At 69.7% G+C, this 14,831-nt stretch carries 15 protein-coding genes and 1 riboswitch; of the genes, 12 read left to right on the forward strand and 3 right to left on the reverse strand.

Annotated features, from left to right (window positions below; translation table 11 throughout):
- Nucleotides 1–49: 49 nt before the first annotated feature.
- The 4 genes from ACFQRD_RS09485 (at nt 50) to ACFQRD_RS09500 (ending at nt 3,837) form a co-directional block, all read left to right on the forward strand.
- Nucleotides 50–1,027, forward strand: a complete 978-nt coding sequence (locus ACFQRD_RS09485; protein WP_377792804.1) for a carbohydrate ABC transporter permease — start codon at nt 50–52, stop codon at nt 1,025–1,027.
- The gene (locus tag ACFQRD_RS09490; RefSeq protein ID WP_377792805.1) at nt 1,020–1,859 is read left to right on the forward strand and encodes a carbohydrate ABC transporter permease; all 840 of its coding nucleotides are present in this window, start codon (nt 1,020–1,022) and stop codon (nt 1,857–1,859) included. Before ACFQRD_RS09485 ends, ACFQRD_RS09490 begins: the two co-directional genes overlap by 8 nt.
- 70 nt (nt 1,860–1,929) lie before the next feature.
- Nucleotides 1,930–2,661, forward strand: coding sequence for a sugar phosphate isomerase/epimerase family protein (locus ACFQRD_RS09495; RefSeq protein ID WP_377792806.1), 732 nt, complete (start codon nt 1,930–1,932; stop codon nt 2,659–2,661).
- Between the two features lie 45 nt (nt 2,662–2,706).
- Entirely contained in the window at nt 2,707–3,837 is a 1,131-nt protein-coding gene (locus ACFQRD_RS09500; protein ID WP_377804091.1) for a Gfo/Idh/MocA family protein, read from the forward strand.
- 159 nt (nt 3,838–3,996) lie between these two features.
- Here ACFQRD_RS09500 and ACFQRD_RS09505 read toward each other — a convergent pair whose 3' ends face one another.
- On the reverse strand, nt 3,997–4,701 hold the full coding sequence (locus ACFQRD_RS09505) for a YqjF family protein (RefSeq protein WP_377803956.1): 705 nt from the start codon (nt 4,699–4,701) through the stop codon (nt 3,997–3,999).
- Between the two features lie 328 nt (nt 4,702–5,029).
- Here ACFQRD_RS09505 and ACFQRD_RS09510 point away from each other — a divergent pair, with 328 nt between their 5' ends.
- The 6 genes from ACFQRD_RS09510 (at nt 5,030) to ACFQRD_RS09535 (ending at nt 10,853) form a co-directional block, all read left to right on the forward strand.
- A complete protein-coding gene (locus ACFQRD_RS09510) occupies nt 5,030–5,827 on the forward strand; it encodes a hemerythrin domain-containing protein (protein WP_377803958.1) in 798 nt (265 codons plus the stop codon).
- Nucleotides 5,828–5,978: 151 nt separating this feature from the next.
- Nucleotides 5,979–7,025 carry a homocysteine S-methyltransferase family protein gene (locus ACFQRD_RS09515; protein ID WP_377018922.1) on the forward strand — a complete coding sequence of 349 codons (1,047 nt, stop codon included), beginning with the start codon at nt 5,979–5,981 and terminating at the stop codon, nt 7,023–7,025.
- A gap of 228 nt (nt 7,026–7,253) precedes the next feature.
- Nucleotides 7,254–7,526: a hypothetical protein gene (locus ACFQRD_RS09520; RefSeq protein WP_377018921.1), complete on the forward strand. Its 273-nt coding sequence runs from the start codon at nt 7,254–7,256 to the stop codon at nt 7,524–7,526.
- Nucleotides 7,527–7,772: 246 nt separating this feature from the next.
- Nucleotides 7,773–7,866, forward strand: a riboswitch (TPP riboswitch).
- 116 nt (nt 7,867–7,982) lie between these two features.
- Entirely contained in the window at nt 7,983–8,645 is a 663-nt protein-coding gene (locus tag ACFQRD_RS09525; protein WP_377803960.1) for a TenA family protein, read from the forward strand.
- The gene (tenA, locus tag ACFQRD_RS09530) at nt 8,642–9,304 is read left to right on the forward strand and encodes a thiaminase II (RefSeq protein WP_377018918.1); all 663 of its coding nucleotides are present in this window, start codon (nt 8,642–8,644) and stop codon (nt 9,302–9,304) included. Before ACFQRD_RS09525 ends, tenA begins: the two co-directional genes overlap by 4 nt.
- 307 nt (nt 9,305–9,611) lie before the next feature.
- Nucleotides 9,612–10,853 (forward strand): polysaccharide lyase family 1 protein, encoded by a 1,242-nt coding sequence (locus ACFQRD_RS09535; protein WP_377803962.1) that lies wholly within the window; start codon nt 9,612–9,614, stop codon nt 10,851–10,853.
- Nucleotides 10,854–11,012: 159 nt separating this feature from the next.
- Here ACFQRD_RS09535 and ACFQRD_RS09540 read toward each other — a convergent pair whose 3' ends face one another.
- Together ACFQRD_RS09540 and ACFQRD_RS09545 are read right to left on the reverse strand one after the other, a co-directional pair.
- Nucleotides 11,013–12,392 (reverse strand): NupC/NupG family nucleoside CNT transporter, encoded by a 1,380-nt coding sequence (locus tag ACFQRD_RS09540; protein WP_377018916.1) that lies wholly within the window; start codon nt 12,390–12,392, stop codon nt 11,013–11,015.
- Between the two features lie 200 nt (nt 12,393–12,592).
- On the reverse strand, nt 12,593–13,315 hold the full coding sequence (locus tag ACFQRD_RS09545; protein WP_377792811.1) for a TSUP family transporter: 723 nt from the start codon (nt 13,313–13,315) through the stop codon (nt 12,593–12,595).
- Nucleotides 13,316–13,428: 113 nt separating this feature from the next.
- Between ACFQRD_RS09545 and ACFQRD_RS09550 the strand changes: the two genes are divergently transcribed.
- Nucleotides 13,429–13,776: a PadR family transcriptional regulator gene (locus ACFQRD_RS09550; protein WP_377803964.1), complete on the forward strand. Its 348-nt coding sequence runs from the start codon at nt 13,429–13,431 to the stop codon at nt 13,774–13,776.
- Between the two features lies 1 nt (nt 13,777).
- Nucleotides 13,778–14,740, forward strand: coding sequence for a permease prefix domain 1-containing protein (locus ACFQRD_RS09555; RefSeq protein ID WP_377018912.1), 963 nt, complete (start codon nt 13,778–13,780; stop codon nt 14,738–14,740).
- Nucleotides 14,741–14,831 lie beyond the last annotated feature (91 nt).

Genomic DNA, 14,831 nt, shown 5'->3' on the forward strand with positions numbered 1-14,831 from the left:
CTCCCGTCGGCCGCTGCGTGCCCGCCGTCGCCAGGAAGAGAAGAGCTTCATGACCACCCTCACCGCCCCGGAGGGCTCGAAAACGCCCGCTTCGAGTCCGGAGCACCCCGCACCGCGCCGCCCGCGCCGCAACTGGTTCCCGTACCTGATCATCCTGCCCGCGGTGCTGCTCGAGCTGCTGATCCACATCGTCCCGATGGTCACCGGCTTCTGGATGAGCTTCATCGAGCTGACCAAGTTCTTCATCCGCCGCTGGGGCGAGGCCCCGTTCGTCGGCCTGGAGAACTACCAGATCTCGGTCGATCTCAGCACCCCGATCGGCCAGGGCCTGCTGAACTCCTTCGTGGTCACCGTGGGCTACACGATCCTCGTGGTGGGCATCAGCTGGGGCCTGGGCATGGCCGCGGCCGTCGCCCTGCAGCGGCCCTTCCGCGGCCGCGGGGTGTTCCGCACCCTGTTCCTGATCCCCTACGCCCTGCCGCTGTACGCGGCGGTGATCACCTGGAACTTCATGCTCCAGCGCGACACCGGCGTGGTCAACCACGTCCTGGTCGACCAGCTGGGAATCCTCGACGGCGCCCCGTTCTGGCTGATCGGCGACAACGCGTTCCTGTCCGTGGTGATCGTGGCGATCTGGCGCATGTGGCCCTTCGCGTTCCTCATGTTCATGGCGGGCCTGCAGTCCATCCCCGGGGAGCTGTACGAGGCCTCCTCGATGGACGGCGCCACCCCCTTCCGGCAGTGGCGCTCGGTGACCCTGCCGATGCTGGCACCGGTGAACCAGACCATGGTGCTGGTGATGTTCCTGTGGGTGTTCAACGACTTCAACACCCCCTATGTGCTGTTCGGGACGGCCCAGCCCCCGGCCGGCGACCTCATCAGCTTCCACATCTACAACGCCTCGTTCCTGTCCTGGGACTTCGGGGTCGGCAGCGCCATGAGCGTGCTCCTGCTGCTGTTCCTGCTGGTGGTGTCGCTGACATACCTCTACTTCACTCAGTGGAGGAAGGAGAAGAACAATGCGTGAGACCGTCGGAGAGAAGATCTTCCGCGTCATCGTGCTGGTGGGTCTGACCGTGTTCGTCGCGGTGCCGCTGTACGTCATGATCACCACCTCCATGAAGCCCCTGGGGGACGTGCAGGCCGGGTTCTCGTGGATCCCCGAGCGGATCACGTTCGAGCCCTTCGTCCAGATGTGGTCGACGGTGCCGCTGGCCCGCTACTTCATGAACTCCCTGGTCGTCACCGGGGTCGCGACCCTGTTCAGCGTGGGCGTGGCGACGTTCGCCGCCTACGCCGTCTCCCGCTGGCGGTTCCGCGGGCGCAACCCGTTCATGACCACCGTGCTGTCCACGCAGATGTTCCCCGGCGTGCTGTTCCTGCTGCCGCTGTACCTCATCTTCGTCAACATCGACGCCACCTTCGGGGTTCCGCTGGTGGGCACGCGGATCGGCCTGATCATCACGTATCTGACGTTCTCGCTGCCGTTCTCCATCTGGATGCTCGCCGGGTACTTCGACGGCATCCCCCAGGAGCTCGACCAGGCGGGCAAGGTCGACGGCGCCAGCAACATCACCATCCTGCTGCGCATCATCCTGCCGGCCGCCCGGCCCGGCATCGTGGCGGTGGCGATCTACGCGTTCATGACGGCCTGGGGCGAGGTGCTGTTCGCCTCCGTGCTGACCACGGAGGACACCCGCACCCTCGCCGTCGGCCTGCGGCAGTACGCCACCCAGACCAACGTGTACTGGAACCAGGTCCTCGCCGCCTCGCTCGCGGTGTCCATCCCCGTCGTCGCCGGCTTCCTGATGATGCAGAAGAACTTCGTCGCAGGCCTGACCGCCGGCGCCGTGAAGTGACGCGCGGGCCGGGAGCCACCCGCTCCCGGCCCCGCTCGCCCGACCACCACGACTTCCCCGAAGGAGCACCATGGAAATCTCCGTCCAGATGTACAGCGTCCGCGAGGCGCTGGCCGCCGACTACCAGGGCACCGTGGCCCGCCTGGCCGAGCTCGGCCTCCGCTGCGCCGAGCCGTTCCACCTCGTCGAGCACAAGGACGACCTGGTCGCCGCCCGCGAGCAGTTCGACATCACCTTCCCCAGCGCCCACCAAGGCTTCCTCGGCGATGTCGACTTCGACGAGGTGCTGGCAGCGGCCGGCGCCGTCGGCGTCGAGTACCTCATCGACCCGTTCTGGAACCCCGAGGACTGGAAGGACGCGGACAAGGTCCGCTCCCTCGCCCTCCGGCTGAACGAACGGGCGACCCAGGCCGAGGGCACCGGCATCCGCGTCGGCTACCACAACCACCACTTCGAACTGGCCTCCACCCTCGAGGGCCGCAGCGCCCTGGAGCTGTTCGCCGCCGAGCTGGACCCGCGCGTCATCCTCGAGGTCGACACCTACTGGGCCGCCGTCGGCGGGGCCGACGTCCCCGCACTGCTGGGCAACCTCGGCGACCGCGTCCAGCTGGTCCACCTCAAGGACGGCGACCTGGCGGAGGACCCCTCCGGCCAGCAGCCGCTCGGCGGCGGGAAGATGCCGCTGGCCGAGACCCTGAAGGCCTCCGCCGGCGTCGCCTACGGCGTCATCGAGTTCGACCAGTACGCCGGCGACATCTTCGAGGGCATCGCCGCCTCGCTCGAGTACCTCCGCAGCGCCTGAGGCCGAGACGACCCCCACCCCCACTCACGAAGGAATCCCGTGAACCTGCAGAACCCCACCGGACCCGTCGGCATCGGCATCATCGGCGCCGGCACCATCTCGGCCGAGTACCTCAAGAACCTCACGTCCTTCCCGGACGTGGCCGTGCACATCATCGGTGACCTCTACCCCGAGGCCGCCGCGACCCGCGCCGCGGAGTTCGGCGTCCCCGCCTCCGGCACCGCCCAGGACGTGCTGGACCACCCCGAGGTGGAGATCGTCATCAACCTGACGATCCCCACCGCGCACGCCGAGGTGTCCCAGTCGATCGTGGCCGCCGGCAAGCACGTGTGGACCGAGAAGCCCATCACCACGATCCCGGCCGACGCCACCGCCCTGCTCGAGGCGGCCGCGAAGCACGGCGTGCGCATCGGCGGCGCCCCGGACACGGTGCTCGGCGCCGGTATCCAGACCGCGCTGCGCACCCTGCGCGACGGGTCGATCGGCGATCCGGCCAGCGCGCTGACGATCTTCCAGTCCCCCGGCCCGGAGGACTGGCACCCCAACCCCGCCTTCCTGTTCCAGGAGGGTGCCGGGCCGCTGTACGACATCGCGCCGTACTACGTCACCACCCTGGCCCTGGCCCTCGGCCCGGTCACCAGCGTCTCCGCGGTCGGCTCCAAGGCCCGCGACCAGCGCACCATCGGCTCCGGCCCCAAGGCCGGCGAGGTCTTCGACGTCACCGTGCCCACCCAGGTCTCGGCACTGCTGCGCTTCGAGTCCGGCCAGAACGCGACCGTGCTGCTGAGCTTCGACTCCCCGCACAAGCGCGCCGGCTTCGTCGAGGTCTACGGCACCGAGGCGACCCTGGCCTTCCCCGATCCCAACGTGTTCGACGGCGACTCCGCGCTGACGGTCTACCGCGGCGAGGAGCCGGCTCCGGTGCCCGCCACGGGCGCCACCACGGGTCGCGGGCTGGGCGTGCTGGAGATGGCCCGCGCGATCCGCGCCGGCGTCCCCCACCGCGCTCAGGGCGAGATCGCCGCGCACGTGCTGGACATCATGGTTGCCATCGAGACCGCCATCAGCCGCGGCGAGACGGTCACCGTGAACTCCTCGTTCACCGAGGTCGAGCCCATGCCGGCCGACTTCGACCCGTTCGCCTCGACGCTGAGCACTGCCGCGGCGACCGTCTGAGCTCCGCGCTGATCGACGACCGCGCCCGGCACCGGCGCACCGGCGAGTGCCCCTGCTCCCCCGACGGGAGCAGGGGCCTTCGTCGTGTCCCGCGAAACTGGCATCGTCCCCGTGCAGGAGTCACCTCCTGTCGACGGCCCGAGGTGCACCGGACCGTGCTCACCGCCGCACCGGGCGGGGTGCGGCGAGTGCTACGTCGACTCCGGGCGAGTACTGGACGATCGGTGCGGTATCGAGCACCGGCAGGCCCATATCTCGCGGCATCTCGAGCATGGTGCCGGCACCGGTTGCGTCCTGCAACGGCCACGGCCGGTGCGAGACCGGGAACCGCAGCAGCACCCGTGGGAGCGCGCTGAAGGCGTTCCAGCGACCCACCAGGAAAGCGTCGAGATCGCTCGGCTGCGGGACCGGTTCTCCGGGAGAGACGTCCAGGGTGTGCTCGCGCTTCCCGTGGAAGCAGTAGCTAAGGCGGCCATCGACTCCTCGCTCGAACTGCGCCGGACGGTACCTGTACGGCAGCCCGAGCGGGTTCAGGCCCACGGGCATCGCGCGGCAAGGGCATTGCAGGGTGAAGAACCACAGCCCGTCACGACCGTCCGGTGATCGCACATAGGTGCGCACATTGACTTCCGGGAAGGTCGACCATCGCGGCGGCGCCGGCAGCCCAGCAGGCCGCACCCGGTGCATCACCAGAGGCGTCACCGACAACCACGCCTGGTCCGCGAAGAGATGCGGCGTGAGGCCGGGTGGGAGAAGACGGGCGATCTGCTCTGCATCACAGCGGTAGTGCAGGAAGACGGTGTGCTTCCATCCCATGCGGCCGACGGGCAGTCGCACCTGGTGATCCGGCTGTTGACCCGCCATGGTCGTTCCTGACTCCTGCCTCCTGCCGCGGTGCCCGGCGGCCGGCATCCGATCTCCATCTGTGGGCTTCACCTTCTGCCGGACCCGCCCCCGATGGCAAGGTCCCGGAGCGGACCGGGCCGACCGGTCGGCAGCCGAAAGCTGGAGCGTCGCAGCCGGCCGGTCCGTGCAGGTCGCACCCGGGCGATCCGTGAAGGAGTACGACAGTCGCGCGGCCACCGTCGAGTTCGGCTCGTCTCCGAAGCACTAGGCTCGAGCCGTGCCCCGGCCCCAGGTGAATGACCGAGCGGATCCCAGGAGGACGGGATAGATCCCAGGAGGACGGGATATGAGAAGCATCGCCGATCAGAGCGTCTCCGAGCTGGGGGGACGCTTCAGCGTCCTCTCCCGGCAGCGGCGCGACCATGTGACGCTCGATGGGTTGCTGCACCGCCTGAGCAGCTCGTCGCACGAGGAGCAGCTGCCCGTCCTGATCGACTTGTATCGCCTCGTGTTCCCGCATGCCTTCGCCGAGGAGTCGGTGCTCTGGCCCGTCATGCGCTGCGTACTGCCCGACGGCGAGGACCTGACGCTCGAGGTCGAGCAGGAGCACCAGGAGGTCAATGAGCTCGTCACCCGGCTCGAGGGTCTCGAACTCGGCTCGCCGGAGCGCGAGGCCGCGCTCGAGAGGCTGGCCGAGGTGCTCCGCGAGGACGTCCGCGCCGAGGAGGACGAGCTCTTCCCCCGCCTCCAGGAGCGCGTGCCCGTCGATCACCTCCGTCTCCTCGGCATCGCCTGGGAGGTGGTGAGCCGGATCGCTCCGACGAGGGCGCACCCGATCGTGGCCCGTCGCCCTCCGGGCAACGTGATCGCTGCCCTGCCGCTGTCGCTCCTCGACCGGTCTCGGGACCGCCTCGATGTGATCCGCCTGCGCGGTGCCGGTCCGGCCGAGGGGGCGCTGCATACCGCCACCGATGCGCTGACGCGAACCGCTCATGCCATCGAGCACCACCCCGCGATGCGTGCGGGCGAGGATCCCTCGACGCGCATCGATCCGAAGCCGGGTGCGCCCTGGGGGCTGCTCGCGGCGGGGGCGCTGGTCGCTGTCGCGGTGCCCCTCGCTCTGACCCGCCGACGAGATCGCTGATCTGACAGCCTGCACCCGCTGCCGTCCCCACCCCGATGAGCGCAGCGACGTCGTCGGCGTTCATACGTCGCCACAACCCATACGGCGCGGCCCGAGGCACGGATACAGTCACCAGCGGCCACCACCGGAACCGCAACGACGAGGGCACGCCATGACCCGCAACCACCTGACCGAACGCCTCGATGCCGGCACCGTCATCTGTGCCGAGGGCTTCCTCTTCGAGCTCGAACGGCGCGGCTACCTGACCGCCGGCGAGTTCGTGCCCGAGGTCGCCCTCGAGCACCCCGAGGCGCTGCGCACCCTGCACGTGGACTTCCAGCGCGCCGGCTCCGACATCGTCGAGGCCTTCACCTACAACGGCCACCGCGAGAAGATGCGCGTCATCGGCAAGGAGGACCTCCTCGAGCCCCTGAACCGGTCCGCTCTGCAGATCGCCCGCGAGGTCGCCGACGCCGTCCCGGGCAATCTCGTCGCCGGCAACATCTCCAACTCCAACATCTGGGACCCGGCGGACACCACGACGCAGCGCGAGGTCCGAGGCATGTTCGAGGAGATGGTCGGCTGGGCCGTCGAGGAAGGGGCCGACCTGATCGTCGGGGAGACCTTCTACTACGCCGAGGAGGCGCTGACCGCGCTCGAGGTCGCCAAGGCCTCCGGCCTGCCCGTGGTGATCACCCTCGCCCCGATGGCGTTCCAGGAGATGGCCGAGGGCGCCGGGATCGTCGAGACCGCACAGCGCCTGGAGCAGGCCGGGGCCGACGTGGTGGGCCTGAACTGCTTCCGCGGGCCGGCGACGATGCTGCCGTGGCTGCGCGAGATCCGCGAGGCCGTGGACTGCCACGTCGGCGCCCTGCCGATCCCGTACCGCACCACGGAGGAGGAGCCGACGTTCTTCAACCTCTCCGACCCCGCCGCGGCCGTGCCCTCCCCGCACGGGCGCACCTTCCCCACCGCCCTGGATCCGCTGCTGACCAACCGCTACGAGATCAGCGCCTTCGCCCGTGAGGCGCTGGAGCTGGGCGTGAACTACCTCGGGGTGTGCTGCGGCGCAGCCCCGATCCACATCCGCGAGGTCGCCGAGGCCGTCGGCCGCACCACCGAGGCGAGCCGCTACTCCGAGCGCATGGAGAACCACTTCATGTACGGCAGCAACGAGCGTCTCCCGGAGCACATCGTCGGCCTGGGCTCGCGCGCCTGAGCGTCGGCCCCGGGCAGGTACGGGTCCGGCCCGACGAGGCTCCGGGCTCCGCCCGAAGAGTTCGGGACTCGGCCCGAAGAGCTCGGGACTCGGCCCGACGTCGCTCGGGGCTCCGCCCGGCGCGAGGGCTTGAGCTTCCAGCGATCGCGGGCCGGAGCAGTCGATCATCGGCGCGGAATATCGGATACTGCCAGTGACCGGACACCACCGGAGGAAAGGAGCAGGACGATGACCAGCACGCCGCACGAGCACTCCCCCGAGGCCCCGCTCGAGGACGCCCTGGACCAGGAGGTCGATGCCCTGCCGGACGACGGGACCACGGACGCCCTCGGCTCCGAGGAGCTCGGCTCCGTCACCTCCGCCTACGCCGATCCAGCGGATGTCCTCGACCAGCGCCGCGAGGTCCCGCTCGACGAGGACTACGCCCCCGAGGCGACCGGTGAGGACGGCTCCGAGGACAGTGCCTTCGGGGCCGACGACGGCGCCTTCGACTCCGAGTGAACGGCGACCCGCCAAAGCAGCGGGACGCCGCTCGCTGACCGGCGGGACCGTCGGCCCACCTGATCGGCGAGACCGTCGGCCCACCTGATCGCTTGATCTCCGACCCATCGGTCATGCGGAGTCTCGTCGCGTGATCGGTGACCCTCCGGGGATCGACGTGGGCGATCACGGCCCCGCTCAGCCGCCCCGGGACCCGGCCCCAGCGCCGGGGTCCCGGGGCGGCTCCTGCTATGTCGGGGTAAGGTCGTCGTCGACACGGGGTGCCCCGCCAGGGGCTGAGATCACACCCGACGAACCTGATCGAGTTAGCGCTCGCGGAGGGATGTCATGACGTCGCACTGCGTCACTGCGTCACTGCGCCGCTCGCCGCGTCGCGAGCGCGCCTCGAGGTCGGGCCCCGGGTCACCGGATCGGGAGCTCCCATCCGGACGGATCGACTGACGAGGAGAAGTCCCGATGTCCACCTCTTTCACCGACGACCTCCGTGGGGCCAGCGAACCCACCTGGACCCGAGCCGTCCAGCACCGCTTCGTGGCGGAGCTCCACGACGGGTCGATCCCCGATGAGGTGATGGCCGGATACCTGATCCAGGACCATCGCTTCCTCGACAGCTTCCTGGTGCTCCTCGGCGCCGGCATCGCCGAGGCTCCCGCGTTCGAGGCCCGGCTGCGACTCTCGCAGTTCGTCGGCGAGGTCGCCGGGGACGAGAACACCTACTTCCTGCGCGCGTTCGAGTCCCTGGGCGTGAGCGAGCACGACCGCGCAACCGTCCCGGACACGCTGGCGACCACCGGCTTCACCACCATCTTCCGCGAAGCCGCCGAGACCCGGGACTATGCCGCGATCCTCGCCGTGCTGGTGGTCACCGAATGGCTCTACCACGACTGGGCCGCCGCCGCTCCGGACCCGCGGCCGAGCAGCTTCGTCCACTCCGAATGGATCGACCTCCACGACAACCCGGACTTCGCCGGCTTCGTGAACTTCCTGCACGCCGAGCTCGACGCAGCAGGACCCGGCAGCCCCGAGCGGGCCCGGGAGTTCTTCGAGCGCACCGTCGCCCTCGAGCTCGACTTCTTCGAGCAGTCCTACCTCCACCCGTTCACCGGGGAGGCACGATGAGCCTGTTCGACGATCTCAGGTCCGCCGCCCTGCCCGACTGGGACGATTACACCCGCCACCCGTTCGTCGAGCAGCTCGGCGCGGGCACACTGCCGCTCGCCGCATTCCAGGACTACCTGATCCAGGACTACCTGTTCCTCGTCCAGTTCGCGCGGGCCAACGCGCTGGCCGCCTTCAAGAGCCGACGGCTCGAGGACATCCAGCACTCCGCCGATGCCCTCGCGACGACCCTGGCCGAGACCGAGCTGCATGTGCGGCTCACCGCGAGCTGGGGCATCGATCGCTCGCAGCTGGACGCCGCACCCGAGAAGCAGGCCACCGTCGCCTACACCCGGTACGTGCTGGACAGCGGGCAGGTCGGGGACCAGCTCGATCTGAATGTGGCCCTCGCCCCGTGCGCGATCGGGTACGCCGAGATCGGGGCCCGTCTGGCTCCCCGCCTCGAGGAGCAGCCGGAGCACCCCTACCGCGACTGGATCGCCGAGTACGCGAGCGAGGAGTTCCAGCAGGCCGCGCGCGACGCCATCGCCCACCTCGACGTCCTGGCGGCGCGGTCCCTCACCGAGCAGCGATTCGAGGAGGTGGCCACGGTGTTCCGCACCGCGACCCGGCTCGAATCCGCCTTCTGGCAGCAGGCGCTGGACGGCGCCGTGGAGTGAGGGGCCACGCCGCGGCGGGCAGCCAGAAATCGGTTCCCGCCCGCCATCGAGGGTTGATACGAGGCCAGCGGCACAGTATGGTCGCACCCAAGATCAGCGGGAAACCGGTTTCTCATCGCGAGGGCGCGAGGATGATCCGCGCTCTGCCACGACATCCCCTGTGTGGTCGCCGTACCCGAGAGGCGAACCCGCTGCGATCGGACGAATGACCCCGCCGACGGCGGTCCATTCGAAGGACAGCAATCCACACTCAGGAGAGCCCGTGCTACGACGCCGACGTTTGATGCAAGCCCTGACCACCGCAGCGGTGGCTGCCCCCCTGACTGCTGTCGGCGCGACCACCGCGCAGGCGCGCCCCGAGGACCCGGCGCGAGAGACCCTGCGCGCCGGGGACGGCTGGGGGTCCGCCGGCGCCGGCACCACGGGAGGTGCCGACGCCGCCGGCGACATGGTGTTCACCGTGACGACCAAGGCCGAACTCATCTCCGCGCTCGAGCGAGCCGGCGACGAGCCCGTGATCATCACGGTCCGCGGCACGATCGACATGAACACGGGGCCCGACGGGGCTGCGCTGACGTGCGAGGACTACGCCGACCCCGCGTGGGACCTGGAGGCGTACCTCGAGGAGTACGACCCGGCCCACTACGACGGTGACCCGGAGGGACCGCTCGAGGACGCACGCGACCGTTCCCACCAGGCACAGCTGAACAGCATCCAGCTGGACCTGCCGAGCAATCTCACGCTCATCGGTGAGGACGACGCACGCCTGATCGGTGTGAGTCTGATCCTGCGCGGCGAGAACATCATCGTGAGGAACCTGGAGCTCACCGGCATGGAGAACTGCTTCCCGCAGCGCAACCAGGACGGGTGGGTCTCCGAGGGTTTCGACGTCGTCGGTCTGATCGGCGCCAAGAACGTGTGGCTCGATCACCTGACCATCGACGGACCGTATCGCGCAGGCGAGCCCAAGGAAACCATCTTCGGCGACGTGGTCCACCGGGTCGACGGCCTGCTCGACATCACCAATCAGGCAGACCTGGTCACCGTCAGCTGGAGCACGATCAGGAACGGGAGCACCTCGGTGCTGATCGGCAACAGCGACAGCAAGCCGGAGGACGAGGGCAAGCTTCGCGTGACCTTCCATCACAACCGGTTCGAGAACCTCGCCGAGCGAGCCCCACGCGTCCGCTACGGGGCTGTCCACGTCTACAACAACCTGTTCGTCATCCCCGACGCAGAGCACTTCGTCTACTCGTGGGGAGTCGGCGTGAACTCCAAGCTCTGGATCGAGGACAATGCCGTGCGTGCCGTCGACGGTGTGGCCCCCGCGGAGCTCGTGCACGCATGGGGCGGGACCGAGGTGCACATCGGCGCCACACGATTCAATGGACAGGACGTCGACCCGCTCGCCGCGTACAACGAGGTGGCCGTGGACGCGCTGGTCGAGTACCCGGGCCCGGCCCCGACCCTGTACGGCCACCGCCACCCGCTTCCCGCGGTGGAGCCCGTCGTCCGCGCCAAGGCAGGCGCGCACGGACTCTCCCGGTAAGACCCCGGGGAGCCCGCCACCGGAGGCCGGTACACGACATCTCAGGGCCGGGCCTGCCCGCAGGTATCCGACGACGTCCCACCGAGCAGGTGCTCCGGGTCAGCGCCCACCGGACTCCTGAGGACCTGCTCGGCGGGGCCGCGCCGGCCGGCCGCCGACTCAGGCCAGCAGGATGCCGGCGATCGTGGCGCTCATGAGGTTGGCGAGGGTCCCGGCGAGGATGGCCTTGATGCCCATCTGGGCGATCTCGGAACGGCGCTCGGGGGCGATCTGGCCGATGCCGCCCAGCAGGATGCCCAGGGAGCTGAAGTTCGCGAAGCCGGTCAGGCTGAAGGTGATGATCGCCGCGGACTTCTCGCTGAAACTGCCGGCCTCGGGACCGAAGTTGGTGAAGGCGACGAACTCGTTGAGCACGAGCTTCTGCCCCACGAAGCTGCCGGAGGCGACGGCCTCGCTCCACGGCACGCCCAGCATGACCATGACCGGGGCGAACACGTAACCCAGGATCTGCTCGAACGTCAGGTCACCGGCACCGAACCAGTCGCCCACCGTGCCGATCAGAAGGTTGACCAGGCCGATGAGAGAGATGAAGGCCAACAGCATCGCCCCGATCATGGCGGCGAGCTTGAGCCCGTCGCCCGCGCCACCGGCCGCGGCGTCGATGACGTTGCGGTACTGGATCTCGCCGAGGTCCTCCTCGGCGTCGTCCGTCGTCTCCTCGCCAGTGGCCCCGGCGGAGGCGTCGGACCTCGTCGCGCCGGCAGTGCCGGCAGTGCCGGAGCCGGCCGGGACCGTGCTGCTGTCTCCCGAGCGTGCCGCCCGCCGCGACTTCGCGGCGCGGCTGCTCGCGGCGACCAGCTCGGCCTCGCGAGCGACGGCATCGGGATCGTCCTCGGGCACGATGATCTTGGCCATCAGGAGGGCGCCCGGAGCGGCCATGAAGCTCGCCGCGATGAGGTATTCCAGCGGGGCGCCCAGCAGCGAGTACCCCACCAGCACCGAGCCGGCGACGGTCGAGAGCCCGCCGACCATCACCGCGAACAGGCCCGAGCGGGACAGCCGCTTGATGTAGGGGCGCACCACCAGGGGTGCCTCGGTCTGCCCCACGAAGATGTTGGCGGCGGCATTGACGGATTCGGCGTAGCTGGTTCCCAGCAGTTTGCCCAGCGCGCCGCCGAGCCAGGAGACGACCTTGGGCAGGATCTTCCAGTGGTAGAGCACCGCGGTCAGCGAGGCGAAGAAGATGATCACCGGCAGCACCTGGAAGGCGAAGACGCTCCCCTCCTCGGGCAGCACCGGCCCGAACAGGAAGGAGATGCCCTCGCCGGAGGTGTTGATCACGGCCTGGAAGCCCTCCGAGACCTTCTGCAGGGCCCACCGTCCCGGCCCCCAGTACAGGACCAGCACGCCGAACCCGACCTGGAGCGCGAGCGCCCCCAGGACGGTGCGCAGGCGGATCGCCCGGCGGTTGCTGGACAAGGCGAGAGCGATCAGCAGCAGGCCTGCCATCCCTCCGATGCCCCAGAGCAGGTCGACCATCGCTCTCACCTCACAGAAGCAGATCAGGAATATATGCCGCGGTCGCAGGCGCCAGTGTAGGGGTCGCTCGGACGTGCGCCTGCCGCGGCGGGGCCCGTACGTGGCGGTGTCCTCGTCCGGCTGCTGCCGGTACATCGTCCTGCGGCCGTAGCGTGAGGTGAAGGTCGGGTCAGGCCCGCACCCGGTCACCCCGCGCCGGCTCAGGCGAGCGCCCGGACGATCGTCACCAGCGCACCGGCGACGGCCAGGACCACCACGACTCTCATCATCGTCGGCCCGGAGAAGCGCCCGGCGAGCCGCTGGCCGACGACGGTGCCGCCCAGGATGGCTGCGATGGTCACGATCCAGCCGCCGATGCCGAACGACGGCAGGGCCCACTTCGCGGCGAGGGACACGATGCAGATCACGGCGAAGTGCGCCTGGATCGAGGCCGCGAACCCACGGTGCTCCCATCCCGTGGCGATCGCGTAGACCGCCACGGCCGGGCCGCCGACGCCCGCGGTGACGTTCATGAAGCCCGACGCCGTGCCGAATGCCGAGCTGACCGTCATCGAGTCCTCGAGCCGTCCCGAGCGGAAGAACACGGTGACAGCGATCGCCACGAGGACCGATACCCCCACCAGCACGGCGAGCGGATCCGCCGGCAGCACCAGCAGCACGAGCGCTCCGATGCCGATGCCCACCAGGGAGAACGGCGTGAAGCGCAGCAGACGCCGCCACTGGACGTCCCGACGCAGGAGCCAGAGGTTCACGGACGAGGACACCAGTCCGCAGAGGTTCGTGACCAGGACGCCCTCGAACGCCCCGAGCGTCAGCACCAGGAAGGGAGCGACGACCAGGGCGAACCCCATGCCGGTCAGCCGCTGCAGTCCCGCCCCGACGCCGACGATCACGGCGAGCAGGGTCAGGGCGGTGAGCGTCACCCGAGCCAGCCTACGGCGGCACGGTCGCCGGGACGACGACTGTCCACCCCTCCATCGGTCACACGACACCGTGCTATTGACTATAGTGTGTGGCGCACACTATCGTGTGGGTTATGAGCGATGCCTTCGAGACTCACCTGCAGGAGCTGCGGCGCGGCACGATCGTGCTCGCCTGCCTCCAGCTGCTGCGCACACCCGGATACGGCTACGGACTGCTGCTGGATCTGGAACGCCACGGCTTCGCCACGGACGCCAACACCCTCTACCCGCTGCTGCGCCGCCTCGAGAAGCAGGGCCACCTCGCCAGCGAGTGGAACACCGACGAGGCGCGCCCGCGCAAGTTCTACCGCACCTCGGCCGAGGGCATCCGCCTGGCCGAGACCCTCACCACGGAGTGGCTCGCGCTGACCGACGCGATCACCTCCCTCACCGACGACGACCGCCCGGACCAGGAGCACTGAGATGACCACCCCAGCCACCCCGTCACTGACCCAGCGGTACATCGCCGCGACGACCAGGTCCCTCCCTCCCGAGGCGCAGGACGACGTGCGGGCCGAACTCGAGGCATCGATCGCCGACGCGGTCGAGACTCGCACCGAGCAGGGCGAGGACCCCGCCGAGGCGGAGCGCGCCGTGCTCACCGAGCTGGGCGACCCCGCGGCCCTCGCCGCCGGCTACACGGACCAGCCCTTGCAGCTCATCGGCCCGCGCCACTTCCTGGCCTGGTGGAGACTGCTGAAGCTGCTGCTGATGATCGTCCCGGCCTGCGTCGTCGGCGGCGTCGCCCTGGGGCAGGCTCTGGCCGGCGCATCGTTCGGCGACATCATCGGCGAGGCGATTCCCCTGGGGATCTCGGTGATCCTGCACCTGTGCTTCTGGGTGACCTTCGTGTTCGCCGTGCTCGAGCGCACCGGCGCGGAGGCCACCAGCACATGGGACGTCGACCAGCTGCCCGAGGCCCCCACGGACGGCACCTCCCGCAGCGAGCTCGTCGCCTCGCTGGTGTTCCTCGTCCTGAGCGCGGCCGCGCTCTTCTGGGACCGTTTCCGCGGGTTCGTGTGGACCGACGGGGAGAAGCTCGCCGTGCTGCACCCGGACCTGTGGCCCTGGGGCGTCGCCGCCCTGCTGGGGCTGATCGCACTGGAGGCCGCACTGGCCCTCGCGGTGTACGTGCGGGGGCGCTGGACGGCGGCCCTGGCCACCCTCAACTCCGCGCTGGCACTGCTGTTCGTGGGGTGGGCGCTGTCGCTGCTGGCACGCCAGGAGCTGGTGAACCCGGCTCTGGTGGACGTCATCACCCGGGAGAGCGATCTGGCACCGGGCGCGCTGCGCACCCTGGCCATCGTGACCGCGTTCGCCATCGTGGCGGTCTCGATCTGGGACATCGTCGACGGCTGGCGGAAGACCCGGCGGGACGCCCGCTGACCAGGCCCGCCACCGGGCGAAACACGCACCCAGCACAGCCCGACACCCCTGCGCCGATGTCCGGACTCCCGATCGGGCCGTGGCAAGAAGG

This window comes from Brachybacterium sp. GCM10030268, assembly GCF_042666305.1.
GTDB lineage: Bacteria > Actinomycetota > Actinomycetes > Actinomycetales > Dermabacteraceae > Brachybacterium.